The 21,026-nt window shown below is 63.6% G+C and carries 26 protein-coding genes; 19 read left to right on the top strand and 7 right to left on the bottom strand.

The annotated features are described in order from the left end of the window. Positions 1-6 precede the first annotated feature (6 nt). The 3 genes from AB6809_RS01805 (at position 7) to AB6809_RS01795 (ending at position 1,889) form a co-directional block, all read left to right on the top strand. Positions 7-837, top strand: a complete 831-nt coding sequence (locus tag AB6809_RS01805; RefSeq protein WP_035569616.1) for an OmpA family protein — start codon at positions 7-9, stop codon at positions 835-837. Between the two features lie 479 nt (positions 838-1,316). Next, the gene (locus AB6809_RS01800) at positions 1,317-1,487 is read left to right on the top strand and encodes a hypothetical protein (RefSeq protein WP_307260070.1); all 171 of its coding nucleotides are present in this window, start codon (positions 1,317-1,319) and stop codon (positions 1,485-1,487) included. A 93-nt stretch (positions 1,488-1,580) separates the two neighbouring features. Then, positions 1,581-1,889, top strand: a complete 309-nt coding sequence (locus tag AB6809_RS01795; RefSeq protein ID WP_006049563.1) for a hypothetical protein — start codon at positions 1,581-1,583, stop codon at positions 1,887-1,889. Between the two features lie 33 nt (positions 1,890-1,922). Here the strand turns inward: AB6809_RS01795 and AB6809_RS01790 are convergent, their stop codons facing one another. Beyond that, positions 1,923-2,801 carry an endonuclease/exonuclease/phosphatase family protein gene (locus AB6809_RS01790; RefSeq protein WP_029966757.1) on the bottom strand — a complete coding sequence of 293 codons (879 nt, stop codon included), beginning with the start codon at positions 2,799-2,801 and terminating at the stop codon, positions 1,923-1,925. A gap of 186 nt (positions 2,802-2,987) precedes the next feature. Here AB6809_RS01790 and AB6809_RS01785 point away from each other — a divergent pair, with 186 nt between their 5' ends. From AB6809_RS01785 to AB6809_RS01775, 3 genes are all read left to right on the top strand, one after another. Then, positions 2,988-3,443, top strand: a complete 456-nt coding sequence (locus AB6809_RS01785; RefSeq protein ID WP_029966756.1) for an SRPBCC family protein — start codon at positions 2,988-2,990, stop codon at positions 3,441-3,443. A gap of 176 nt (positions 3,444-3,619) precedes the next feature. After that, positions 3,620-4,327: a protein-L-isoaspartate(D-aspartate) O-methyltransferase gene (locus AB6809_RS01780; RefSeq protein WP_029966754.1), complete on the top strand. Its 708-nt coding sequence runs from the start codon at positions 3,620-3,622 to the stop codon at positions 4,325-4,327. After that, positions 4,324-4,659, top strand: a complete 336-nt coding sequence (locus AB6809_RS01775; RefSeq protein WP_029966752.1) for a DUF190 domain-containing protein — start codon at positions 4,324-4,326, stop codon at positions 4,657-4,659. Before AB6809_RS01780 ends, AB6809_RS01775 begins: the two co-directional genes overlap by 4 nt. A gap of 90 nt (positions 4,660-4,749) precedes the next feature. On the opposite strand, the gene AB6809_RS01770 is transcribed toward AB6809_RS01775, so the two are convergent. Next, positions 4,750-5,166, bottom strand: a complete 417-nt coding sequence (locus AB6809_RS01770; protein ID WP_029966750.1) for an organic hydroperoxide resistance protein — start codon at positions 5,164-5,166, stop codon at positions 4,750-4,752. A 71-nt stretch (positions 5,167-5,237) separates the two neighbouring features. After that, positions 5,238-5,468, bottom strand: a complete 231-nt coding sequence (locus AB6809_RS01765; RefSeq protein WP_029966749.1) for a DUF4148 domain-containing protein — start codon at positions 5,466-5,468, stop codon at positions 5,238-5,240. 405 nt (positions 5,469-5,873) lie between these two features. Here AB6809_RS01765 and AB6809_RS01760 point away from each other — a divergent pair, with 405 nt between their 5' ends. The 10 genes from AB6809_RS01760 to AB6809_RS01715 all read left to right on the top strand — a co-directional run bounded on the left by AB6809_RS01760 (position 5,874) and on the right by AB6809_RS01715 (position 14,445). After that, the gene (locus tag AB6809_RS01760) at positions 5,874-6,245 is read left to right on the top strand and encodes a GFA family protein (protein WP_029966748.1); all 372 of its coding nucleotides are present in this window, start codon (positions 5,874-5,876) and stop codon (positions 6,243-6,245) included. Next, on the top strand, positions 6,242-6,364 hold the full coding sequence (locus tag AB6809_RS01755) for a hypothetical protein (protein WP_006049555.1): 123 nt from the start codon (positions 6,242-6,244) through the stop codon (positions 6,362-6,364). The genes AB6809_RS01760 and AB6809_RS01755 overlap by 4 nt, the downstream gene beginning before the upstream one ends. A 7-nt stretch (positions 6,365-6,371) precedes the next feature. Continuing rightward, the gene (locus AB6809_RS01750) at positions 6,372-7,112 is read left to right on the top strand and encodes a response regulator (protein ID WP_006049554.1); all 741 of its coding nucleotides are present in this window, start codon (positions 6,372-6,374) and stop codon (positions 7,110-7,112) included. Next, positions 7,109-8,452, top strand: a complete 1,344-nt coding sequence (locus AB6809_RS01745; RefSeq protein ID WP_029966747.1) for an ATP-binding protein — start codon at positions 7,109-7,111, stop codon at positions 8,450-8,452. Before AB6809_RS01750 ends, AB6809_RS01745 begins: the two co-directional genes overlap by 4 nt. Positions 8,453-8,577: 125 nt before the next feature. Next, on the top strand, positions 8,578-9,873 hold the full coding sequence (gene soxC / locus AB6809_RS01740; RefSeq protein ID WP_051153890.1) for a sulfite dehydrogenase: 1,296 nt from the start codon (positions 8,578-8,580) through the stop codon (positions 9,871-9,873). Further along, positions 9,866-10,426, top strand: a complete 561-nt coding sequence (locus AB6809_RS01735; RefSeq protein ID WP_029966743.1) for a c-type cytochrome — start codon at positions 9,866-9,868, stop codon at positions 10,424-10,426. Before soxC ends, AB6809_RS01735 begins: the two co-directional genes overlap by 8 nt. A gap of 155 nt (positions 10,427-10,581) precedes the next feature. Then, entirely contained in the window at positions 10,582-11,508 is a 927-nt protein-coding gene (locus tag AB6809_RS01730; RefSeq protein ID WP_371025967.1) for a TauD/TfdA dioxygenase family protein, read from the top strand. A gap of 76 nt (positions 11,509-11,584) precedes the next feature. Beyond that, on the top strand, positions 11,585-12,646 hold the full coding sequence (locus tag AB6809_RS01725; RefSeq protein WP_029966740.1) for an ABC transporter substrate-binding protein: 1,062 nt from the start codon (positions 11,585-11,587) through the stop codon (positions 12,644-12,646). Between the two features lie 84 nt (positions 12,647-12,730). Then, on the top strand, positions 12,731-13,570 hold the full coding sequence (locus tag AB6809_RS01720; protein ID WP_029966739.1) for an ABC transporter ATP-binding protein: 840 nt from the start codon (positions 12,731-12,733) through the stop codon (positions 13,568-13,570). Beyond that, on the top strand, positions 13,567-14,445 hold the full coding sequence (locus tag AB6809_RS01715; RefSeq protein ID WP_029966738.1) for an ABC transporter permease: 879 nt from the start codon (positions 13,567-13,569) through the stop codon (positions 14,443-14,445). The genes AB6809_RS01720 and AB6809_RS01715 overlap by 4 nt, the downstream gene beginning before the upstream one ends. Before the next feature lie 49 nt (positions 14,446-14,494). On the opposite strand, the gene AB6809_RS01710 is transcribed toward AB6809_RS01715, so the two are convergent. After that, positions 14,495-15,433 carry a YihY/virulence factor BrkB family protein gene (locus tag AB6809_RS01710; protein WP_029966737.1) on the bottom strand — a complete coding sequence of 313 codons (939 nt, stop codon included), beginning with the start codon at positions 15,431-15,433 and terminating at the stop codon, positions 14,495-14,497. Positions 15,434-15,778: 345 nt separating this feature from the next. On the opposite strand from AB6809_RS01710, the gene AB6809_RS01705 reads away from it, so the two are divergent. Continuing rightward, positions 15,779-16,489: an SDR family NAD(P)-dependent oxidoreductase gene (locus AB6809_RS01705; RefSeq protein WP_006049545.1), complete on the top strand. Its 711-nt coding sequence runs from the start codon at positions 15,779-15,781 to the stop codon at positions 16,487-16,489. A gap of 70 nt (positions 16,490-16,559) precedes the next feature. Continuing rightward, a complete protein-coding gene (locus tag AB6809_RS01700) occupies positions 16,560-16,814 on the top strand; it encodes a 4-oxalocrotonate tautomerase family protein (protein ID WP_006049544.1) in 255 nt (84 codons plus the stop codon). Positions 16,815-16,836: 22 nt separating this feature from the next. Here AB6809_RS01700 and AB6809_RS01695 read toward each other — a convergent pair whose 3' ends face one another. Together AB6809_RS01695 and AB6809_RS01690 are read right to left on the bottom strand one after the other, a co-directional pair. Next, positions 16,837-17,751, bottom strand: a complete 915-nt coding sequence (locus tag AB6809_RS01695) for a LysR substrate-binding domain-containing protein (protein ID WP_029966736.1) — start codon at positions 17,749-17,751, stop codon at positions 16,837-16,839. An 85-nt stretch (positions 17,752-17,836) separates the two neighbouring features. Further along, complete coding sequence (locus AB6809_RS01690; protein WP_029966735.1) at positions 17,837-18,388, bottom strand: thioredoxin family protein; 552 nt, start codon at positions 18,386-18,388, stop codon at positions 17,837-17,839. Positions 18,389-18,750: 362 nt separating this feature from the next. On the opposite strand from AB6809_RS01690, the gene AB6809_RS01685 reads away from it, so the two are divergent. Then, positions 18,751-20,652, top strand: coding sequence for a cytochrome c biogenesis protein DipZ (locus tag AB6809_RS01685; protein ID WP_029966734.1), 1,902 nt, complete (start codon positions 18,751-18,753; stop codon positions 20,650-20,652). A gap of 36 nt (positions 20,653-20,688) precedes the next feature. Here AB6809_RS01685 and AB6809_RS01680 read toward each other — a convergent pair whose 3' ends face one another. Then, entirely contained in the window at positions 20,689-20,994 is a 306-nt protein-coding gene (locus AB6809_RS01680; protein ID WP_081652988.1) for a DNA-binding protein, read from the bottom strand. Positions 20,995-21,026: the final 32 nt, after the last annotated feature.

Genomic DNA, 21,026 nt, shown 5'->3' with positions numbered 1-21,026 from the left:
GAGCCGATGCGAAACCTCAAACAAGACAACAAGCGAATCATGAAATTACAACCAGCTATGCTGCTTTCGATGTGCCTCGCGGCTGCCGTCGTCATGCAGGGATGCGCGGTGCCGCAGACGCCGCCGAAGTTTCCGGACGCCACGTCCGCGTCGCCGGCCGGCGGCACGTTCGTGAACGTGGCGAACCTGCGCAACGTGAGTACCGGGCTCAACAAGGACCAGCTCTATGACCTGATCGGGCCGCCGCACTTTAACGAGTGGTTCGTGGGCAATCATGTCTGGAACTACCTGTTCGATTTCCGTCGCGGCGACCGGGTGGTGTCGTGTCAATATCAGGTGCAGTTCGACAAGAACATGCGCGTGAGCGCGACGTACTGGCGCGATCCACAGTGTGCGGACTTGATGAGCGACGCCGCACCGGTTGCGCCCGCTCCGGTCGCGGCGAAGCCGGCGGCGCTCGAACAGTTTACGTTCGAAGGCGAGGCGCTGTTTCCGTTCGGGAAATCGAGCCTCAACTCGATGCTGCCGCGCGGCCGCGCCGAACTGGACGCCGCGATCGAGAAAATCCGCAAGGAAGACGGCGTGACGCGCATCGACGTGGTGGGCCACACCGACCGTATCGGTTCAGACGAGAGCAACCGTGCGCTGTCGCAGGCGCGAGCCGAAACCGTGAAGGCGTATCTGGTGGCGCACGGCCTCGACGCTGAGCGCATTCGCGCTTCGGGCGCGGGATCGTCGCAGCCGGTTTCCCATTGCCCGCCGGGTGAAACGCCTGCCGTCATTGCTTGCCTGCAGAAAGACCGGCGGGTGACGATTGCGATTTACGGGCAGCGGTGAGGGTTGGTGGTTGGGGTTGCGGTGATATGCAGTGGGGGTAGTGTGGGGAGCGGTTGTTCCGGTGACCGCTCGCCAGTACCCCGGATTTGCGAAGTGCTCGGGCAGAGCCACCGCAATCAGGCAATAGAGCCGCGCCTTCGCAGGTTGGCTGGTCTTCTTCGATTAGTCGTCTCGCGGCCCCGCGTATCGCATGGCAGCGCCTAAAATAGGTTTACCCCTGCCGTCCGGCCCCCCGGAGGCCGCTCATGAAAATCCGCCGACTCGCTGCGTCGCGCGCCAGAATGCTTGTGAGTGCCACATGCCTGGCATCCCTGACATTCCAGGCGTCCGCCAGCTACAACTCATCTGCGGCCGACGCGAATCCATCGAACACCATAACAATCGTCGCAGGAACCTACGGCCGAAACTGCGGCCAGCAGGAGGGCAACGCCACGCTCGACCTCGCGCGTCGATGCGATGGCCGCACAGCCTGAACCTACATGCTGATCGGTGACGTCGCCGGTGGAGGCGTCCTGTCATGCCGCAGCGATCTGACAGCGCAATGGCAGTGCGGCGACGGCCAGACGCACGCCGCGGCGCTTGCGCCAGGCGCGGTGCCGGGCGACCGACTGCTGCTCGGTTGCCGCGAGTTTCCCGGCGCGGGTAAATGACGCGGAAGTCCCGCAACGCTGCCCCTTGCCCCGCCGGACGGCTTGGACCATCATGCTAGGATCGTCAGTGCCAGGGTGCTGGGGGGAAATATCATGGCTACATTCGGTATCGACGCTGTGCGCATCAACCCTTCGAACGACCGGATCACGCATGTGCGCTGGGCCACGGTCGACCCCGCCACGCGCAGCTGGTTGTCGCCGACCTCGATCGTCGAAGTCGCTCAGGTGGTGGCCGCGATCCGTCGCGGCGACGCTGTCTGGTCGCTTTTCACGCTCGGCGGCACGCGCTTTCTCGGGCCGAAAATCGTGGCCGTCTCCCACACCAACGGGCATGACGGAATCGACACCGACGTCCCCGACGGCCACATCGAAAAATGCATCGACGACCTGCCGCGCATCTAGCGCGCGGCCCGCGCTTTCGTCGTACGTTGCCGCTCAGCGCAGTTCGAGCCACATCGGCTGATGATCCGACGACCGGCTGTGCGCGTCGACCTCGCAGCACGCGACGCGCGGCGCAAGGTCTTCGGTGACGAACACGAAGTCGCAGGCAAACGGTCCGTCCGGCCATTGCTCGCGGTCGTACAGGCCGACCGTCGCGGCGCGTGCGTCGTTGCCGTGCGCGAGCGTCCAGGCGTCGGCGAATGCGGGCGCGCCGGCAATCGGCTCGAGCATCTTGCGATACGCGGCGCTTTCGAACGCGCTGTTGAAGTCGCCGCAGACAATCGCGTTCATCGGCCGCCCGCTGTCGGCGAACGGGCTGTCCTGCTTCTCGGCGCGCGCCGGGCGGCGTGCGTGCCCGCATGCTTCCTGATGCAGCTCGCGCAGCCTCTCGACCTGCGCGAGCCGCTGCGTTTCCGAATAAAACTCCAGGTGCGTGCTGATCACGCGCAATGGTCCGACGTCGGTATCGATCACGGCCTCGAGCGCGACGCGCAGCATCGACGGCTTCGCCGGGTCGGCGGGCCACGGCAGCGAGTGGCGCAGCACCTGTCTGACCGGCAGACGCGTGACGATCGCGTTGCCGAACTGCCGCCGCTGCTTGCCGCCGCCGACGCCGACGCCCGGAAGGTCCGAGCCGATCGCGTCGATTACGGTCATGCCGGGCAGCAACGCGGCGAGTTCGGCGAACTGATCGGCGCTGGGACCACCGGCCAGTCCGCCCATCTGCTGCGGCTCATGAAAGCCGCGCGTCACTTCCTGCATGCACATGATGTCGAAATCGCACAGCGCGCGCGCCTCGCGCACGATGCGGGCGAGATCGACGCGGCCATCCACGCCGCGTCCCCACTGAATATTCCAGTCGACGAGCCGCATGAGATTCTCCTGCAAGAGCTGTGTTGGTAGTCTATCGCTCAGAGGCGGGTTGAGCCGTCCGCGGTGTCCGGCCGACGTAACGGCACCCACAACGCGTGACGATTTTTATCGCGCAGCGTGTCGATTCCGCTGCCGTCGAATCGTCGTAGCAGTGTGTCCAACTTCTCAACCGAAAGGCGGCTTACCATGACTACCGGAACCATCAAACTCCACCGCGTGCTGCGCGCGCCTGCCGAACGCGTTTATCGGGCGTTCCTCGAACCGGACGCGCTCGCGAAATGGCTGCCTCCGTATGGCTTTACTTGCCAGGTCCATCACTTCGAAGGGCACGTGGGCGGCACCTACAAGATGTCGTTTCGCAACTTCGGCACCGGCCACAGCCACTCGTTCGGCGGCGAGTACGTCGAACTCGTGCCGAACGAGAAAATCCGCTATACCGACCGCTTCGACGATCCGAATCTGCCCGGCGAAATGTTCGCGACGATCACGTTCCGCACGGTGCTGTGCGGCACCGAAGTCTCGATTCTTCAGGAAGGCGTGCCCGAGGTGATACCCGTGGAGATGTGCTACCTCGGCTGGCAGGAATCGCTGATGCAACTCGCGAAGCTGGTCGAACCGGAGATTCCGGCCGAGCCGGTTTGAGGGGCACGTCCACCGTTTAATGCCATCTTCGCCGCCCGTTTTGTCGGACTCGTTCTGCGCGTAGACTGAATGTAGGTCCCGCATTCGCCGGCAAACGTGTCGATGCGTGCGCTGCGGCTATCTGCTGCAACGCGGCACGCAGGCAGGCAGACGCCGGCTGCAAGACGGAGGTGGCCATGAGCGATTTCAACGAGGCCCGCGAGCGGATGGTGGAGCGGCAGCTCGTCCGCCGCGGCATTTGCGATTCACGTGTGCTGGATGCGATGCGCCGCGTGCCGCGCGAAGCGTTCGTGCCCGACTGTCTGCGCGATCTCGCTTACGAAGACAGGCCGCTGCCCATCGGCAACGATCAGACCATCTCGCAGCCGGCGATCGTCGCAACGATGATCGAGGCCGCGGAGCTTTCGTCCGCCGACATCGTGCTCGACGTGGGCACCGGTTCGGGCTACGCGGCTGCCGTCGCGGCCGCACTTTCCGCCCATGTCCATTCGATCGAGCGTCACGCGGACCTGGTCGCGATGGCGCGCGACATTCTCGCGCGGCTGAACATTTCGAACGTGACCGTTTATCTCGGCGACGGCACGGCGGGACTCGCGGAACATGCGCCGTACGACGCGATCATCGCCGCAGCGGGCGGCCCGCATATTCCGCGGATATGGCGCAAGCAGCTCGCGATCGGCGGCCGGATCGTGATGCCGGTCGGCCGCGAGCGGCACTATCAGAAGCTCGTCAAACTCGTGCGCCGCAGCGAGGACGACTACGAAAGCTGCTCGCTTGGCGAAGTGAGCTTCGTGCCGCTCGTCGGCGCCGACGCGTGGCCCGCGCCCGATGCGGCGCAATCGGACGGCACGGCGCCGCAGCGCATCCAGGAGACGTCGCCATGAACGGCTATCAGATCACTTTTTTCACGCAGCAGGATCGGCGGCATCGCGGCAAGCCGATGGCCGACTGGCTCGTCGTTCTGGCCGGCGAACTCGGTCTGCGCGGCGCGACCGTGATACCGGCGAGCGAGGGCATCGGCCACCATCATCGTGTGCATTCGGCGCATTTTTTCGAGCTGGCGGATCAGCCGTTATCGGTCGTGATGGCGGTAACGAGCGACGAAGCGGCCAGGTTGTTCGAGCGGCTGCGCGCCCAGGACGTGCATCTGTTCTACGTGAAGACGCCCGTCGAATTCGGTGTAACCGGCGACGACGATGGGAACGCTGCGCCGTAGCGCGCTCGCTGCGGTGCAGACCCAAAGACAAACACGCCGGCGCTCCGCAAAGAGCGCCGGCGTCATGCAGCGAGCCACACGCGGTCGCCATCAAACCACAGTAATCACCACGTCGATGTTGCCGCGCGTCGCCTTCGAATACGGACACGTCTGGTGCGCCATATCCGTGACCTTCTGCGCAGTCTCGCGTTCGATTCCTGGCAGGCTGACATTGAGCCGCGCGCGCAGGAAGTAGCCGCTATTGTTCATTGCCAGATCGATTTCGGCATCGACGGCGGTTTCGGCGGGCAGTGCGACTCCCAGCGTCTTCGCCGCGATACCCATTGCGCCGATGAAGCACGCGGACCACCCCGCGGCCAGCATCTGCTCGGGGTTCGTGCCGGTCGCGGATGCGCCGGGCGAGCCGAGCTTGATGTCGAGCCGGCCGTCCGAACTGCGCGACGCACCATCGCGTCCGCCGGTGGTGTGGGTCTTGCCGGTATACAGCACTTTGTCTGATTGGGTCATGATCGATTCCGTCGGTAATAAGTCGGTAGATAAGGAAAAGTACCAAGAGCGTGGCCGCTTAGCAGCCCGCTTTAGCTCCCTTGGTAAATCTTGTTCAGCGATGCCAACTCGCCGCTTTTCGTCGCACGCGCCAGTTCCTGGCGAACCTCCAGGCGGCTCTTCGCCGCAGTGTTCTGCGCCGGCGTCCATTGCTGCGTGTGCTGCCCGTCGACGTTGCTCACGGCAGCGGCGGGATTGGCGGCAAAAGCCGGAAGCGTCGTAGCGGAAACAGCCAGAGCCAAAGCGATCATCGAAACTTTCATGTCGTTCTCCAGAATAGGTGGGAAGCAAAGCATCCGTCGGGTTTCAGCGAGGCTTGCCGAAGAGCGGCGATGTCCGCATCGCAACATCTGGCGTGGCCTCGAATCCGTCGTTGATGAGATTAGAGTCGCGCCGGGTATCTGGCTTGTGTCGGCGAAGCGGCGTATTGCAATGCTGTGTATCTCGCGGCGCCGCATATACAGTGCGATACAAATTGATCGACGCCGCGCGCCGCGAAATGGCGAAACGCGGGCGAAACGCGGGCGAAACGCGGCCGAACGCGGGCCAACCCAGCTAGAGCGCACCGGTGCAATGTTTTGTGTCAGATACAGGTTCGGATACATTGCGACATAAACTGCGGCCGGCCGCGCGTTATAAAGCAGGCATCGAGAGTCACGGAGATGCTGATGAACACCGAAACGCTAAAGGGAAGCTGCCACTGCGGCTCCGTCAAATTCGAGGTCAGGACACCGCTTGCGCCCGCCGCGCGCTGCAATTGCAGCCTGTGCCGCCGCAAGGGCGCACTGATGAGCCCGCCGTTCGAGGCCGGCCAGTTGACGATCACGCAAGGCGAGGACGCGCTCACGCTGTATCAGTTCAACACGCGCGTCGCGAAGCATTTCTTCTGCAGGCACTGCGGTATTTATCCGTTTCATCAGACACGCCGGGACGCGAAGCTGTGGCGCGTCAATATCGGTTGCCTGGAAGGGATCGATCCGTATACGCTGGATGCCGGTCTTTCCGACGGCGCCAGTCTTTCCGTCGTGGAGGACGCATGAAGCGGCTGCTTGCAATCATCGCGTTCATCGCGGGCGGTGTGGCGGCCGAATGGGCGCATCCGGTCCAGTGTTCGATGCTGTGCGCGAGCCGGGTGCAGGTGAAACGTCAAAAGAGATGATCCATTCATGGACACGATCGACCACGTACTGATCGTCGACGACGACCGCGGCATTCGCGAACTGATCGCCGGCTATCTGGAGAAGAACGGCATGCGGGTTTCGCTCGCGGCCAACGGGCGGCAAATGCGCGCCGCTCTCGAGCAGGGCGCACCCGACCTGATCGTGCTCGATCTGATGATGCCCGGCGAAGACGGCCTCGTGCTATGCCGCGAACTGCGCGCGGGCAAATTTCGCACGGTGCCCGTGCTGATGCTCACCGCGCGTAATGAAGAAGCGGACCGCATTCTCGGCCTCGAAATGGGCGCCGACGACTATCTGCCCAAGCCCTTTGCGGTGCGCGAACTGCTCGCGCGCATTCGCGCGGTGCTGCGCCGCGCGCGCATGCTGCCGCCCGGCATGCAGGTGACCGAAAGCGCGCAAATGCTCGGCTTCGGCGACTGGCGGCTCGACACCACGGCGCGTCATCTGCTCGACGCCGAAGGCACGATGGTCGCGCTAAGCGGCGCCGAATACCGCTTGCTGCGCGTATTCCTCGACAATCCGCAGCGCGTGTTGACACGCGATCAACTGCTCAATCTCACGCAAGGCCGTCAGGCCGATCAATTCGACCGCTCAATCGATCTGATGGTGAGCCGTCTGCGTCAGCGCTTGCGCGACGAGGCGCGCGAGCCGCGTTACATCAAGACGCTGCGCAGCGAAGGCTATGTGTTTTCCGCGGCCGTGAACGTGATCGGGGACCCGCAATGACATTTCTTCGGTCGCTGCACTGGCCGCGCACGCTGTTCGCGAGGTTGACGTTGATTCTCTTCGTCGGACTCGCGTCGGCGCAGGCGCTGTCGTTCTGGCTCACCATGACCGAACGCGACCAGACCATGACGAACGTGATGATGGGTTACATCGAACGCGAGGTCGTGAGTTCGGTCGCGCTGCTCGATCATCTGCCCGCTAACGAACGCGCTCAATGGCTGCCGCGTCTCGCGCGGCGCAGTTACGAGTTCATGCTGGGCCCCGGCGTGAGCGGCGGCCCGGTGGATGCGAATCTGTCGGCGCGCGTCGCGCGCTCCATCGCGGATGGCATCGGCACAAACTACCCGCTCACGGTGAATGCGGTGCCGGGCGAGCGCGAACGGCTGCAGGTTCATCTGAAGCTCAGCGACGGCTCGCCGCTCACCATCGACATGCGGCCGATGTCCGGCGCGCCGCTGTCGCGCTGGTTGCCGCTCGTGCTGCTGCTGGAACTCGCGGTGCTGCTCGGCTGCTGCTGGTTCGCGGTGCGCACGGCCACGCGTCCGCTCAACGAGTTGGCGGTAGCCGCCGATGCGCTCGGCCCCGATCTCAAGGCCGGGCGTCTCAGCGAAAGCGGGCCTTCCGAAATCGCACGCGCGGCTCGCGCTTTCAACGCCATGCAGGAACGCATTGCGATGTACGTGACCGAACGCATGCAGATTCTCGCGGCCATTTCGCACGATCTGCAAACGCCGATCACGCGCATGCGTCTGCGCGTCGACATGATGGACGCCGAAGCCGAAGGCGCGAAGCTGCGCCAGGATTTGCAGGAAATGGAAGCGCTCGTGAAAGAGGGCGTCACGTATGCGCGCACGCTGCACGGCGCGACGGAAACGCCGTGCCGCATCGATCCCGATGCGCTGTTCGACAGCCTCGTTTGCGATTACGTGGATGCCGACCAGGCCGTGTCACTGCATGGCCGCTTCGACATGCCGCTGATGACGCGGCCGCAGGCGCTGCGGCGCATCGTCGGTAATCTCGTGGATAACGCGCTGAAGTTCGGCGGCGCGGCGCAGATCGAGATCGCGATGTCGCCGGACAGGCACGCCACCATCTCCGTGCTCGATCGCGGCCCGGGCATTCCCGCCGATTCGCTCGAAGATGTGTTCCAGCCGTTCTACAGGATCGAAGGATCGCGCAATCGGCAAACGGGCGGCACAGGGCTTGGCCTTGCGATCGCGCGTCAACTCGCGCTTGCGATGGATGCCACGCTCGAACTTCATAATCGCGCCGGCGGCGGGCTGGAGGCGAGGCTCACGCTGCGCAATCTCGTGAAGGCGTCGCCGGCTACGGTCGAGTGAGCGTGGCCAGTAGCGAATAAAGCGAAAGCCCGCATTCGCTGCAATGCATATCACGATTGATCGTTTTGCCGCGGCGCATCGCATTGCTAGCATCGTCGACTTCTCCATGAAGCGCCGCTGCCGCAATGAGCCAAAGCAACACGCCGTTAAATCTGCCGCCCGATCCACCTTCGTCGCGTAGCCGCCGCCGTCTGCTCGGCCGTCTTGCGGCGGGCGGTCTGGTCGCGTCGCAAGGCGCGGCGGCAGCCGCGGGCGAATTGCTCAGGCCGCTCGAAGTCGCGCCGTCGAGCCGCGTGCCGGGCGCGCCGGTGCTCGAGCATCCGTATGGCGTGCCGTCGCCGCGCGAGGCCGGCGTCGTGCGCCGAAGTGCCCGCCAATGGCCGCTGCCCGGCGCGGCTTCGTCGATGACGCCGCTTGCGGACCTGCACGGCACGATCACGCCGAACGGCCTCGTCTACGAACGTCATCACGGCGGCGTGCCCGACATCGACGCCGATCAGCATCGGCTCGCGATTCACGGCCTCGTGCGCACGCCGAAGCTCTTCACGATGGACGACCTGCTGCGGCTGCCCGCTGAATCCCGCATCCATTTCCTCGAATGTTCCGGCAATACCGGCAGCGAATGGAATGGTCCGAGCGGCTTGCCGGTGCAACTGACGCACGGTCTGCTGTCGTGTTGCGAATGGACAGGCGTGCGTCTTTCCACGTTGCTAGAAGAGGTCGGCGGCGTGTCCGCGCAAAGCAACGCTAACGGCGGCGCGTGGCTGCTCGCGGAAGGCGCCGACGCCGCCGCGATGACGCGCAGCCTGCCGCTCGATCGCATACTCGAGCGCGCGCTCGTGGTCTATGCGCAGAACGGCGAACGCTTGCGGCCCGAGAACGGTTATCCGTTGCGGCTCATCGTGCCCGGCTTCGAGGGCAATACCAATGTGAAGTGGCTGCGCAGACTCAAGGTGGTCGACGCGCCGCTGCAAACGCGCGAGGAGACGTCGAAATATACGAGCCTGCTCGCGAACGGCACCGCGCGTCAGTTCGTGTTCGAGATGGATGCGAAGTCGGTCATCACGCGGCCATCGCCGGGGCATCGCCTCACCACGCACGGTTATTACGCGATTAGCGGCATTGCGTGGTCGGGGCGCGGCACGATCCGCAAAGTCGAAGTTTCCACCGATGGCGGCGCGTCATGGCGGCTCGCGCGTCTTGATGGCGCGGCACGCGACCGTGCGCTGACTCGTTTCGAAGCGGATTGGCGCTGGGACGGCGCGCCGGCCGAGATACTTTCGCGCGCTACCGATTCCACCGGCTACGTGCAGCCCACGCGCGCGCAACTCGTCGCCGCGCGCGGCCTGAATTCGCAGTACCACTACAACGCGATCCAGCAATGGCGCGTGGATGCGAGCGGCGAGGTGCGCAATGCGTGAACGCCCTTCGACGCGCATCGCCGCGCTTGTTTTCATGACGACGCTCGCCGCGTGCTCGTCCATCAAGCCCGATTCCCGCGATGCAAGCGCGACCTACGGCATCGGCACGCCGCTTAACGAAACGACCATCGCTGCCTGGAACATCGACATCGCACCCGACGGGCGCGGCCTGCCCGCCGGCAGCGGCGACGTGGCCACCGGCGCGCGCGTGTTCGCCACGAAATGCGCGGCGTGTCACGGCGCGCGCGGCGAGGGCGGTCTCGGCGATCCGCTCGTGGGCGGCCAGGGCACGTTGTCGGGCGCGAAGCCGAAGCGCACCGTGGGCAGCTACTGGCCGTACGCCACGACGCTCTTCGACTATATTCGCCGCGCGATGCCGTACAACGCGCCCGAATCCCTTTCCGCCGACGAGGTCTATGCGGTCAGCGCGTTTCTGCTGAACCAGAACGGCATTGTGCCCGCGGACACGCGGCTCGACGCGGCATCGCTGCCGCGCGTCGCGATGCCGAATCGCGATGGCTTCGTGCCCGATCCGCGTCCGGGCCAGCTCTGACATGGAGCCGTAATATTGCTCGTGCGCGTCGTCGCGCGTTAAAACATCGGGTTTATCACTCCAGCAGATAAACGTATCGGATTTGCTTCGTTGTCGTCGGGTGCGCGCGCCGGTACATTCATCTGACTGCGACCCGATACGACGAAGAGTTTCCCGTGACGACAGCCTTTGCTTCCACCGCCGCCCACGATGCCCATGATGCCCACGCCGCCGGCGGCGCCATTGCCGATCAGCCCATCGAGATTCGCGCTTTCGACGGCCCGCTCGGCGCCGAAGTGCTCGGCCTCGATCTGAGCAAGCCGCTTGCCCAGGCGGATTTCGCGCGCATTCATCGCGCGCATCTCGACTATCACGTGCTGGTGTTTCGCGATCAGCGCATTACGCCGGATGAGCAGATTGCTTTCAGCCGCCGCTTCGGTCCGTTGCAGATCCATGTGCTGCATCAGTTCCAGTTGCCGGACTATCCGGAAGTGCTGGTGGTGTCGAATATCGTCGAAAACGGCAAGCCAATTGGTCTCGGCGATGCCGGTCATTACTGGCATTCCGATCTGTCCTACAAGGAAAAACCGAGCCTCGGTTCCTTGCTGCATGCGCAGGAATTGCCGGCCGAAGGCGGCGACACGCTGTTTGCCAACATGCATCTCGCGTGGGACACCTTGCCCGCGCATCTGCGCAGCGCGGTCGAAGGACGCACGGCCGAACACACGTATCTCGCGAAGTACGCCGAACTGCAAAAGCGCAGCCCGTGGCGGCCGAATCTGTCGGCCGAGCAGATCGCGCAAGTGAAGCCGGTCGTGCATCCGATCGTGCGGACGCATCCGGAGACGGGGCGCAAGGCGCTGTTCGTGAGCGAGCATTTCACGACGCGTGTAATCGGCTTGCCCGAAGACGAAAGCCGGCAATTGCTCGAAGAACTCTTCGCGCACAGCGTGCGCGCCGAACATGTGTACCGGCATTGCTGGGCGGAACACGACATGGTGTTCTGGGACAACCGTTCGTTGATGCACCTCGCGGCCGGCACGCCGGATGACCAGCGGCGCAAGCTTTATCGCACGACGATCGAAGGCGACGTGCCGTTCTGATCGTTGTGCGTGACTAGCGCGCCGTGACATTCACACAACTCAAATACTTAAACGCCACTCGCCGATCGGAGTTTCGATGTTCGCCAGGTTTCATTCGACCGCTTTCAGTCATACAGTCAATCATTTCAAGCGTCGTTTCACCGCGACGTTGCTCGCCGTTTCTATCGGCGCGGCCGGCATGAGCGCCGCTATACCCGCGCATGCCGAAGGACAGATCCGCATTGCCGAACAGTTCGGCATTGTCTATCTGCTGCTGAACGTCGCGCGCGATCAGCAGTTCATCGAGAAGCAAGGGCGCAAGCAGGGCCTCGATATCAAGGTGGATTGGGTGCAGCTCTCGGGCGGGGCCGCCGTCAACGACGCGTTGCTGTCGGGCGCCGTGGATGTCGCCGGCGCGGGCGTGGGCCCGTTGCTGACCATCTGGGACCGCACGCACGGCAAGCAGAATGTGAAGGGCGTCGCTTCGCTCGGCAATCTGCCGTACTACCTCGTGAGCAACAATCCGGACGTCAAGACGATTGCCGATTTCGGCGCGAAAGACCGCATCGCGGTGCCGGCGGTAAATGTGTCGGTGCAGTCGCGCGTGTTGCAATACGCGGCCGCGAAGCGCTGGGGCGACAAGGAATACAACCGTCTCGACAAGTACACGCAGGCGCTGCCGCATCCTGATGCGGCGGCGGCGATCATCGCGGGCGGCACGGAAATTACCGGTCACTTCGGCAATCCGCCGTTTCAGGATCAGGAACTTGCGGGCAATCCGAAGGCGCATATCGTGCTGAATTCCTACGATGTGCTCGGCGGCCCGAGTTCCGCAACGGTTCTCTATGCGACGGAAAAATTCCGCGACGGCAATCCGAAAACGTACCGCGCGTTCGTCGATGCACTCGCCGACGCATCGCGTTTCATTGCGGCAAATCCTGACGCCGCCGCCGATATTTATCTGCGTGTGAACAAGTCGAAAATCGATCGCGCGCTGCTCCTGAAGATCATCAAGAATCCGCAAGTGGAGTTCAAGATCGCGCCGCAAAACACGCTCGCTCTCGCGCAGTTCATGTATCGCGTGGGGGCGATCAAAAACGAGCCGAAGTCGTGGAAAGACTATTTCTTCGACGACCCGGCAACCGCGGCAGGCAGTTGAGCATGACGCTTCGTGTTTCTAACTTCAGCGGACTGCGGGGCGGTGGTGAGCCGCTCGCGCAATCCGCAACCTGGGAGCGATCCGATGGTGGCTAATCCCACGCTACTCTTTCCCGAACGCGCTGACCGCGCCGTGCGCAGCGGTCCCGCCGTCAGCGAAAAACTGCTCGCAGTCGAGAACGTCAGCCTCGAATACCGCACGCGCGAGCGCATTGTCCGCGCGACGCACGAGGTCAGCTTCGACGTCTACGGCGGCGACCGTTTCGTGCTGCTCGGCCCGTCGGGCTGCGGCAAGTCGACGTTGCTGAAGGCCGTGGGCGGTTTCATCGAGCCGAGCTCGGGCACCATCTCGCTCGACGGTCAGCTCGTGCGCGGTCCTGGCGCCGATCGCATCGTCGTATTCCAGGAGTTCGATCAGTTGCCGCCGTGGAAAACGGTGCTGCAAAACGTGGCCTTTCCGCTGCGCGTCGCGAAGAAGCTTGCGCGTGCCGAAGCAAATGAGCGTGCGTTGCATTATCTCGACAAGGTCGGCCTCGCTGCGTTTGCGAATGCGTATCCGCACACGTTATCGGGCGGCATGAAGCAGCGCGTCGCGATTGCGCGCGCACTCGCGATGCAGCCGCGTGTATTGCTGATGGATGAGCCGTTCGCCGCGCTCGACGCATTGACGCGCCGCAAGATGCAGGAAGAACTGCTGCGTTTGTGGGAAGAGGTCAATTTCACGCTGCTGTTCGTGACTCATTCGATTGAGGAAGCGCTGGTCGTGGGAAACCGCATTCTGCTGTTGTCGCCGCATCCGGGCCGCGTGCGTGCCGAGTTGAACAGTCATCAGTACTCGCACGACAGCTTCGGGCGCAACGATTTTCAGCGCAGCGTCGCGCGTATTCATCGCCTGTTGTTCGAAGAGACGGAGGCCGCGCAATGAGTTCGCCCGCCACCTTATTGCCGCCGATTCGCGACGAATACGAACGCCCGCTCGAACCGCCTGGCGACTTCGTGCTCGAAGCGCCATTGCCGCTCGGCAAACGCGTCTTCGCGCAAAGCTGGGTGCGCAAGGTGCTGATCGCGCTGGTGTTGATCGCCGTGTGGGAAATCGCCGCGCGCGTGGTCAATAACGATCTGCTGCTGCCCACCTTCGGCGCGACTTTCATCGCGTTCGTGCAGGGCGTGTTGTCCGGCGAATTGCTGCAAAAAACGGCGGTGTCGATGTCCGTGCTGCTGCGCGGTTATCTGCTGGGTGCGGCGCTTGCGTTCGTGCTGACGTCGCTGGCTGTGTCGACGCGTGTGGGCCGCGATTTGCTGTCGATGCTCACTGCGATGTTCAACCCGCTGCCTTCCATCGCGCTGTTGCCGATCGCGTTGCTCTGGTTCGGTCTCGGCACCGGCAGTCTGTTATTCGTGCTCGTGCATTCGGTACTGTGGCCGCTCGCGCTCAACACGTACTCCGGTTTCCAGTCGGTGCCGGCGACGCTGCGCATGACCGGACGCAACTACGGCCTGACGGGAATGCGCCACGTACTGCTGATTCTGATGCCGGCCGCGTTGCCGTCGATTCTCGCCGGCTTGCGGGTGGGCTGGGCGTTTGCGTGGCGCACGCTGATCGCGGCCGAACTGGTATTCGGCGCGAGTTCCGGCAACGGCGGACTCGGCTGGTACATTTTCCAGAATCGCAACGAGCTTTACACGGACCGCGTTTTCGCGGGACTTGCAGCGGTAATCGTGATCGGGCTCTTGATCGAACATCTCGTGTTCGATACGTTGGAACGGGTGACGGTGCGGCGCTGGGGCGTGCAGCACTAGTCATGCGAAAGCGGCCGCGAGGCCGCTTTTTTCATTTGCAATGCGCGTTTTAACCGCGCGAGCGCGCCGCGCCTACGGACAATGGCCGGTCTTTCTCCTCGTCTTTTACTTCATTGCGTCCCGCGAGTTCGGCTGTCGTCTCCGCGCCGAACAGAAACACCGCCGCCGAAAAATACAGCCACATCATCAGCACGGCGAGCGAGCCTGCGGCACCGAAAGAACTCGCGGTGCCCGCATGCGTGAGATAAAGCCCGAACAGATGCCGTCCGACCGAAAACAGTATCGCCGCCGTCATGCCGCCGACCGCCGCATGGGGGAGACTCACCTGCGCGTCTGACATCCACCGAAGCAGGGCGGTGAACGCGGCGCCCAGCACGATCAGGCCGAGTACCGTTTGCACGATCGCGGTAACGACGACCAACGGCGAATCGCCGAATATCGCGTGTCCGGCGAACGTGATCGCCGTGTCGAGCACGAGCGACACGACCAGCAGAAAGCCAAGGCCGAGCACCATGCCGACCGACACCAGCCGCGTGCGCACGAGCCACGTAATGCTGCCCTTGCTTTTGACGTTTTTCTCCGCCTCGAGCACCACGTCGAGCGCGGTGTTCAGCGAAGTAAAAGTCGCCGACGCACCGATGATCAACAACACGACCGACACCACGGCGGCAATGCCGCTGCCGCTCGCGCGATGCGCGTGTTCGACGATGGTCTGCATCGCTTCCGCGGCGTCCTTGCCCATAATGCCGCGCACCTGCTCGAACAGACGTCCGCGCGCGGCGTCCTCGCCGAAGAACCAGCCGGCGACCGCGAGCACCATCAGCAGCGTCGGCGCAAGCGAGAACGCCGAGTAAAAGCCGACGCTCGCGGCCATCATCGGGCAGCGGTCCGACATGAAGCGCTTGCCTGCGTTGACCACGGTGGTGAAAGCGCCGCGCAGCCTTCCGTGTTTTTTCGGCACCGCGGCGGGTGAAGAGACCTTGTTCATAAACGCCTCGCCATTGAGCGTGATTGCGCGCCGCATTCGATTCGACTAGCCGATGACCGGGCCGCCGAAGCCGCAGCGCTGGATTGCACGCCGCATGTCGCGTGCCCGCCAGGCGGGCGTGTCACGGTGGCCGGTGCGTTCGGCACGACCGTTTAGCCATCGGCATCCAGAACCGCCGTAGTTTTTCTTTCCCGCCGACGCAAATCTTCTCGTTTGTTTAATGCCTGCGCAAAGCCGATAGTTCAGTCACCGAGGGCGCACTGCAAGACTCGCGGCACACAGCGGCAGCCGGCCAGGCAACCGCTCTCATTTCTGAATTGCATGACAACAACTCTGGAGCACAACATGAATACGTCGGAAAAAGTGGCGATCGTTACTGGCGCCTCGCAAGGCATCGGCGCGGAACTGGTGAAGGCGTTTCGTCAGCGCGGCTATCGCGTGGTTGCGACGGCTCGCGGCATTACACCGTTCGACGATCCGAACATCGCGACGGTGGCGGGCGACATCGCCGATCCCGCCACCGCACGCCGCGTGATTGCAGAGGCGGTGACGCGTTTCGGGCGCGTCGATACGCTCGTCAACAACGCGGGCGTGTTTGTCGCGAAGCCGTTCACGAGCTATACGTCTGAAGACTACGCATTGGTGAAGGGCGTCAACCTCGACGGCTTCTTCAATATCACGCAGCTCGCGATTGCCGAGATGGAAAAGCACGAAAGCGGCCACATCGTCACGATCACGACGAGTCTCACCGATCATGCGATTAGCGGCGTGCCTTCGGTGCTCGCGTCGTTGACCAAGGGCGGGTTGAATGCGGCGACGAAGTCCATCGCGATCGAGTACGCTAAAGCCGGGATTCGCGCGAACGCGGTCTCGCCTGGCATCATCAAATCGCCGATGCACGCGCCGGAAACGCATGCGGGGCTCGGCGCATTGCATCCGATGGGTCATATGGGCGAAATGGACGACATCGTGCAAGCGGTGCTGTACCTGGATTCGGCGCCGTTCGTGACGGGCGAGATCCTGCACGTCGACGGCGGCCAGAGCGCCGGCCACTAAGCGCGGCCTTTAACAACAGCGGAACAACGGGCGCCGATTCGCGGCGCCCGCCTTTGCCACGGAGAACGACATGCCTATCGTCACGATTCAGGTCACGCGCGAGGGAACGAAGCCTGGCGCAACTGCCGTCACGGCGGAAGAAAAAGCGCGCTTGATCAGCGGTGTCAGCCATGTACTGCTCGATGTCCTGAACAAGCCGCTCGAAGCGACGTTCGTCGTGATCGAAGAAGTCGATATGGATAACTGGGGCTGGGGCGGCTTGCCTGTGGAGCAATACCGCAAGCAACTGGCGCTGAAGGCGTCGGGCGGCGCGAAGACAGATTAGAGAGTACTAATGCGGGGCGCGGCTATCGCGCGTTCGCCTCGGCAAGCAGCCACTCCTTGAACGCGACCACAGCCGGCTCGTTGCCGTTGTCCTTTCTATGCACCACGTAATAGGCGAGCTCGCACGTCTGCGCGTCGGGGAACGGCCGCACCAGCCGGCCTTCTGCGATGTCGCGCTCGACGAGGCACGTTCTGCCGAGCGCGACGCCGTTGCCCGAGATAGCGGTATGAATCGCGGCGGCGGAGTCGTTGATCTGCAGACCGCGATCGCAATCGACACGCCCTGCGTTGCCCGTCTTTTGCACCCATGATCGCCAGGTGGGAAACGTGGGCGCCGCGCGCATCGATATGTCGTGAATCAACGGATGGTAGTTGAGATCCGCCGGTGTTCTGAGCGGATGCTCGCCTTCGAGCAGCGCGGGGCTGCACACAGGGAAGAACTCGTCGCGCATCAGGAAGGTCGCGGCGAGATCCGGCCACTGACCGGTGCCGTAGCGGATGCCGGCGTCCACTCTGTCCGCGACAAAGTCGACGAGTTTCAGCGACAGGTCGATGCGCAAATCGTAGCGCGGATACTTGCGCTGAAACCGCTCCACGCGATGCAAAAACCACTTGTCGGCAAGCGCTGGCGGCACTGTCACGGTGACCGTTATGCGCGCCTTGCTGGCCTTCAGCCTTTCGACCGCCTGTGCGAGCAGTTCAAAGCCGCCCTGCAATTCCGGCATGGCGGCGCGCGCCGCGTCGGTGAGCACGAGGCGCGATGCACCCGACGTCGAGCGATGAAACAGCTCGATTTCCAGCGTCTCCTCGAGTCCGCGAATCATCTGGCCGATTGCCGCGGGCGTCACATGCAGTTCTTCCGCAGCGGCGACATAACTCAGATGCCGGCCGACGGCCTCGAAGGCACGCAGTGCATTGAGATGATTGGGTGCTCGCATGGGCCGCTCGACAGGCTGATTGATTTCGATTGCCGCATGCTCGCAGGCGGGCATGGCGGCGTCAACACTTCAATGCGGCGCTGCATCAGCCCGGTTGCGCCAACAGCTCGCGAATCTTCGCTTCGGTCTGCGCATAATCGCCCTCGCCGAAGTGGCTGTACACGACATGTCCTGTCTTGTCGAACAGATACACCGCGGGCCAATACTGGTTATTGAACGCGTTCCAGGTTGCGTACTGATTGTCGAGCGCGACCGGATATTGAATGTCGAACTTCTTCACGGCAGCGCGCACATGCCCGGCATCGCGTTCGAACGGGTACTCCGGCGTATGCACGCCGATCACTTGCAGGCCCTGATTGCCGTACTGCTTGTACCAGTTCTTCACGTACGGCAGCGTGTTCACGCAGTTGATGCACGAGTAGGTCCAGAAATCGACCAGCACGACCTTGCCGCGCAGTTGCGAAAGCGTCAGCGGCGAGCCGTTGATCCATGTGTCGATGCCGGTTATTTGCGGCGCAACCGGCGTATTCCGTTCGGCGGCAGTGAGCGCGCTGCCGCGCGTCGCAAGCAGGCTGGCGAGCAACGCGAGGGCGATGAAGGAGCCGATAGTGGCGAGGGTTTTGAGTCGGGCGTGCATGATGGAATCGTCCTTTGCATGAGAGGCGCGGTGCGCGCGAGGGTTGATCGGCAAGCGCGATGTCTTTGGATAGTCATTGGACGCCGTGGACGTATCTGGCGTGTGTCGCTTGCGGCTGCCTGTGCAACGTTCTGTGTCCGCGCCGCTGTGCGATACGTTGGGATACAAACCCGTGCGCGCGTGTGTGCGTGTGTGTGCCGCTCGTATGCCTCGCCGGACGCGTTTTGTATCGCACTGTATCTACGCAGCAGGCCGATACACGAGCTTGCACAACGCCGCGTTCGCCGACACAAGCGCGATACGTCCCGGTAGTTCAATGCATGAATGCCGTAACACGCTCATTGAACAAAAAGGACACCGTTATGCTGCTCACACTTCTCGCCTTCGCCGGCGGCATGCTTACCATCCTGAGTCCGTGCATTCTTCCGGTCGTGCCGCTCGTGTTCGCGCGCGTCGATCAGTCGTTCGTGCGTCACGGCGTGCCGCTTCTCGCCGGCATGGCGCTGACGTTCGCCGCCGTCGCGAGCCTCGCGGTGGCCGGCGGCGCGTGGGTCGCGCACGTCAACGAATACGGCCGCTGGATCGCGCTCGCGTTCTTCGCCGTGTTCGGCGCGGCACTGCTGTTTCCGTCGATGGCCGAGCGGCTCACGCATCCGCTCGTGAACCTCGGCAATCGTCTGGATGGCGCGGTGCGCCGCGACGGCGGCGAGCCTCGCGTGATGTCGTCGGTGGTACTCGGCGTTGCGACCGGCTTGCTGTGGGCGCCGTGCGCGGGACCGATCCTCGGCCTTGTGATGACGGGCGTGATCCTGCATCGGCCAGGCGGCGCGGGCGTGTTGCCGTTGCTCGCGTTCGCAGCGGGCGCGGCGGCATCGCTTGCGATCGTGCTCGCAATCGGCGGACGCGTCGTCGCGTCGCTCAGGCGCTCGTATGCGGTGAGCGAGCGCGTGCGTCAGGTGCTCGGCGCGGCCGTGGTGCTGTCCGCTGCGGCCATTGCACTCGGCTTCGATACGCGCGTGCTGGCGCTGTTGCCGTCGCTGAATACGACCGGTATCGAAGAGAAACTGGTGCAGCGCTGGTCGCCGCGTGCGGGTTCGCGGAACGTTCAAGCGGAGAAGGCGAATGCGCAGCAGGTCGATTCAACGGCCGGCGATTCACAGGCTGCGGATTCACAGGCTGCGGATTCGCAGGCCATGAACGCAGAGCAGCCAAACGCTGGCGCGCTTCTGAAAGTGAGCATGACCGCAGAACCCGCGGCCGCGACAAACCCGACGCCCGCAGCCGAAAAACTTTCGTTACCGGCCGAAGGCGCGATGCCGTCGCTGTCCGGCGCCGTCGACTGGCTCAATTCGCCGCCGCTGAAAACCAGCGATCTGCGCGGCAAAGTGGTGATCGTCAATTTCTGGACGTACTCGTGCATCAACTGTCTGCGCACGTTGCCGTATCTGAAGGCGTGGTCGAACAGGTATCGCGATCAGGGGCTCGTCGTGATCGGCGTGCACGCGCCCGAGTTCGCGTTCGAGCACAACATCGCCAATGTGAAGCGCGCGGCGGCCGATCTGCATATCGACTATCCGATTGCCGTCGATAACAAACTCGCCGTGTGGCAGGCCTTCGACAATCAGTATTGGCCGGCCTTTTATATCGTCGATGCGCGCGGCGAGATTCGCTATCACCATTTCGGCGAAGGCGGATACGACGAGTCGGAACAGGTCATCCGTCAATTGCTCGCGGACGCCGGGCATTCGAAACTGCCCGCGTCCGCTGGCGCCGCGAAAGCGTCGGGCGTCGAGGCCGCCGCCGATCCGCAGGATTTGCGCTCGGGCGAGACGTACGTCGGTTATCGCCAGGCAGAAGGTTTTGCGTCGCCGGAAACATTGGCGCCCGACATGCTCCGCGCGTACAGCAGCCCCGCGCGGCTGCGTACAGGAAGCTGGAGTCTCGACGGCGAATGGAACGTTGCCGGCGAGCGCGCGCAATCCGGCGCGAGCGGCGCGAAGATCGCCTATCGCTTTCACGCGCGCGATCTGCATCTCGTATTGGGACCGATGGCGGACGGCAAGCCGGTGCGTTTCAGAGTGACGCTCGACGGCAAGCCGCCGGGCGCTTCGCACGGCGCCGACACGGATGCAAACGGCGTGGGCGTCGTCGATAAAGAGCGGCTTTACCAGCTCGTGCGCCAAAGCGGCGCGGTTCAGGATCGAACGTTTGAAATCGAGTTTCTGGATGCCGGCGCGAGCGCGTATGCGTTCACGTTTGGTTAGCCAAACGCGACGAGCCGTGCGCTACTCGCATACGGGCTAATGCGCCGACGGCTTATGCAGGGACTGCGCGTGCGCATAGGCCGGATGCCAGCCGCCGAGCAGACGGTCGACCGCTTCGCGCGCATCGCGCAGGGCGTTGGATAGCAATTCATGCGAGGTGTCAGTCGAATACGCAGTCGTGTCGCAACGCGTATCGACGGTAAGCATGCGCTCGCCGAGCTTTCGTGTAATCGTGCGTTGTACGCGAATGCGTTGCGCGTCATCAGCGGGAAGGGCTTCGATCAGCAGATCGAAGCCGCGATAAATTTCGCTGAGGCGTTGCGTCATATCGTGCCGTTTCATGTCACGCACGCTTTGCCGTCGAAGTGAACTGA

The sequence above is a fragment of the Paraburkholderia sp. RCC_158 genome, from assembly GCF_041355255.1.
Classification (GTDB): domain Bacteria; phylum Pseudomonadota; class Gammaproteobacteria; order Burkholderiales; family Burkholderiaceae; genus Paraburkholderia; species Paraburkholderia graminis.
Note: the sequence above shows the minus strand (reverse complement) of the source record. Positions and strands in the feature narration are given on the sequence as shown.

Bases quoted from the DNA above. Each gene is read 5' to 3' on its own strand.
- AB6809_RS01800 (WP_307260070.1), top strand. From the start codon at position 1,317: ATGCTGATCGGTGACGTCGCCGGTGGAGGCGTCCTGTCATGCCGCAGC.
- AB6809_RS01725 (WP_029966740.1), top strand. From the start codon at position 11,585: ATGTTCGCCAGGTTTCATTCGACCGCTTTCAGTCATACAGTCAATCAT.
- AB6809_RS01700 (WP_006049544.1), top strand. From the start codon at position 16,560: ATGCCTATCGTCACGATTCAGGTCACGCGCGAGGGAACGAAGCCTGGC.
- soxC (WP_051153890.1), top strand. From the start codon at position 8,578: ATGAGCCAAAGCAACACGCCGTTAAATCTGCCGCCCGATCCACCTTCG.
- AB6809_RS01695 (WP_029966736.1), bottom strand. From the start codon at position 17,751: ATGCGAGCACCCAATCATCTCAATGCACTGCGTGCCTTCGAGGCCGTC.
- AB6809_RS01755 (WP_006049555.1), top strand. From the start codon at position 6,242: ATGAAGCGGCTGCTTGCAATCATCGCGTTCATCGCGGGCGGTGTGGCG.
- AB6809_RS01690 (WP_029966735.1), bottom strand. From the start codon at position 18,388: ATGCACGCCCGACTCAAAACCCTCGCCACTATCGGCTCCTTCATCGCC.
- AB6809_RS01710 (WP_029966737.1), bottom strand. From the start codon at position 15,433: ATGAACAAGGTCTCTTCACCCGCCGCGGTGCCGAAAAAACACGGAAGG.
- AB6809_RS01765 (WP_029966749.1), bottom strand. From the start codon at position 5,468: ATGAAAGTTTCGATGATCGCTTTGGCTCTGGCTGTTTCCGCTACGACG.
- AB6809_RS01750 (WP_006049554.1), top strand. From the start codon at position 6,372: ATGGACACGATCGACCACGTACTGATCGTCGACGACGACCGCGGCATT.
- AB6809_RS01780 (WP_029966754.1), top strand. From the start codon at position 3,620: ATGAGCGATTTCAACGAGGCCCGCGAGCGGATGGTGGAGCGGCAGCTC.
- AB6809_RS01680 (WP_081652988.1), bottom strand. From the start codon at position 20,994: ATGAAACGGCACGATATGACGCAACGCCTCAGCGAAATTTATCGCGGC.
- AB6809_RS01785 (WP_029966756.1), top strand. From the start codon at position 2,988: ATGACTACCGGAACCATCAAACTCCACCGCGTGCTGCGCGCGCCTGCC.
- AB6809_RS01715 (WP_029966738.1), top strand. From the start codon at position 13,567: ATGAGTTCGCCCGCCACCTTATTGCCGCCGATTCGCGACGAATACGAA.
- AB6809_RS01735 (WP_029966743.1), top strand. From the start codon at position 9,866: ATGCGTGAACGCCCTTCGACGCGCATCGCCGCGCTTGTTTTCATGACG.
- AB6809_RS01705 (WP_006049545.1), top strand. From the start codon at position 15,779: ATGAATACGTCGGAAAAAGTGGCGATCGTTACTGGCGCCTCGCAAGGC.
- AB6809_RS01760 (WP_029966748.1), top strand. From the start codon at position 5,874: ATGAACACCGAAACGCTAAAGGGAAGCTGCCACTGCGGCTCCGTCAAA.
- AB6809_RS01790 (WP_029966757.1), bottom strand. From the start codon at position 2,801: ATGCGGCTCGTCGACTGGAATATTCAGTGGGGACGCGGCGTGGATGGC.
- AB6809_RS01745 (WP_029966747.1), top strand. From the start codon at position 7,109: ATGACATTTCTTCGGTCGCTGCACTGGCCGCGCACGCTGTTCGCGAGG.
- AB6809_RS01720 (WP_029966739.1), top strand. From the start codon at position 12,731: ATGGTGGCTAATCCCACGCTACTCTTTCCCGAACGCGCTGACCGCGCC.
- AB6809_RS01805 (WP_035569616.1), top strand. From the start codon at position 7: ATGCGAAACCTCAAACAAGACAACAAGCGAATCATGAAATTACAACCA.
- AB6809_RS01795 (WP_006049563.1), top strand. From the start codon at position 1,581: ATGGCTACATTCGGTATCGACGCTGTGCGCATCAACCCTTCGAACGAC.
- AB6809_RS01775 (WP_029966752.1), top strand. From the start codon at position 4,324: ATGAACGGCTATCAGATCACTTTTTTCACGCAGCAGGATCGGCGGCAT.
- AB6809_RS01685 (WP_029966734.1), top strand. From the start codon at position 18,751: ATGCTGCTCACACTTCTCGCCTTCGCCGGCGGCATGCTTACCATCCTG.
- AB6809_RS01770 (WP_029966750.1), bottom strand. From the start codon at position 5,166: ATGACCCAATCAGACAAAGTGCTGTATACCGGCAAGACCCACACCACC.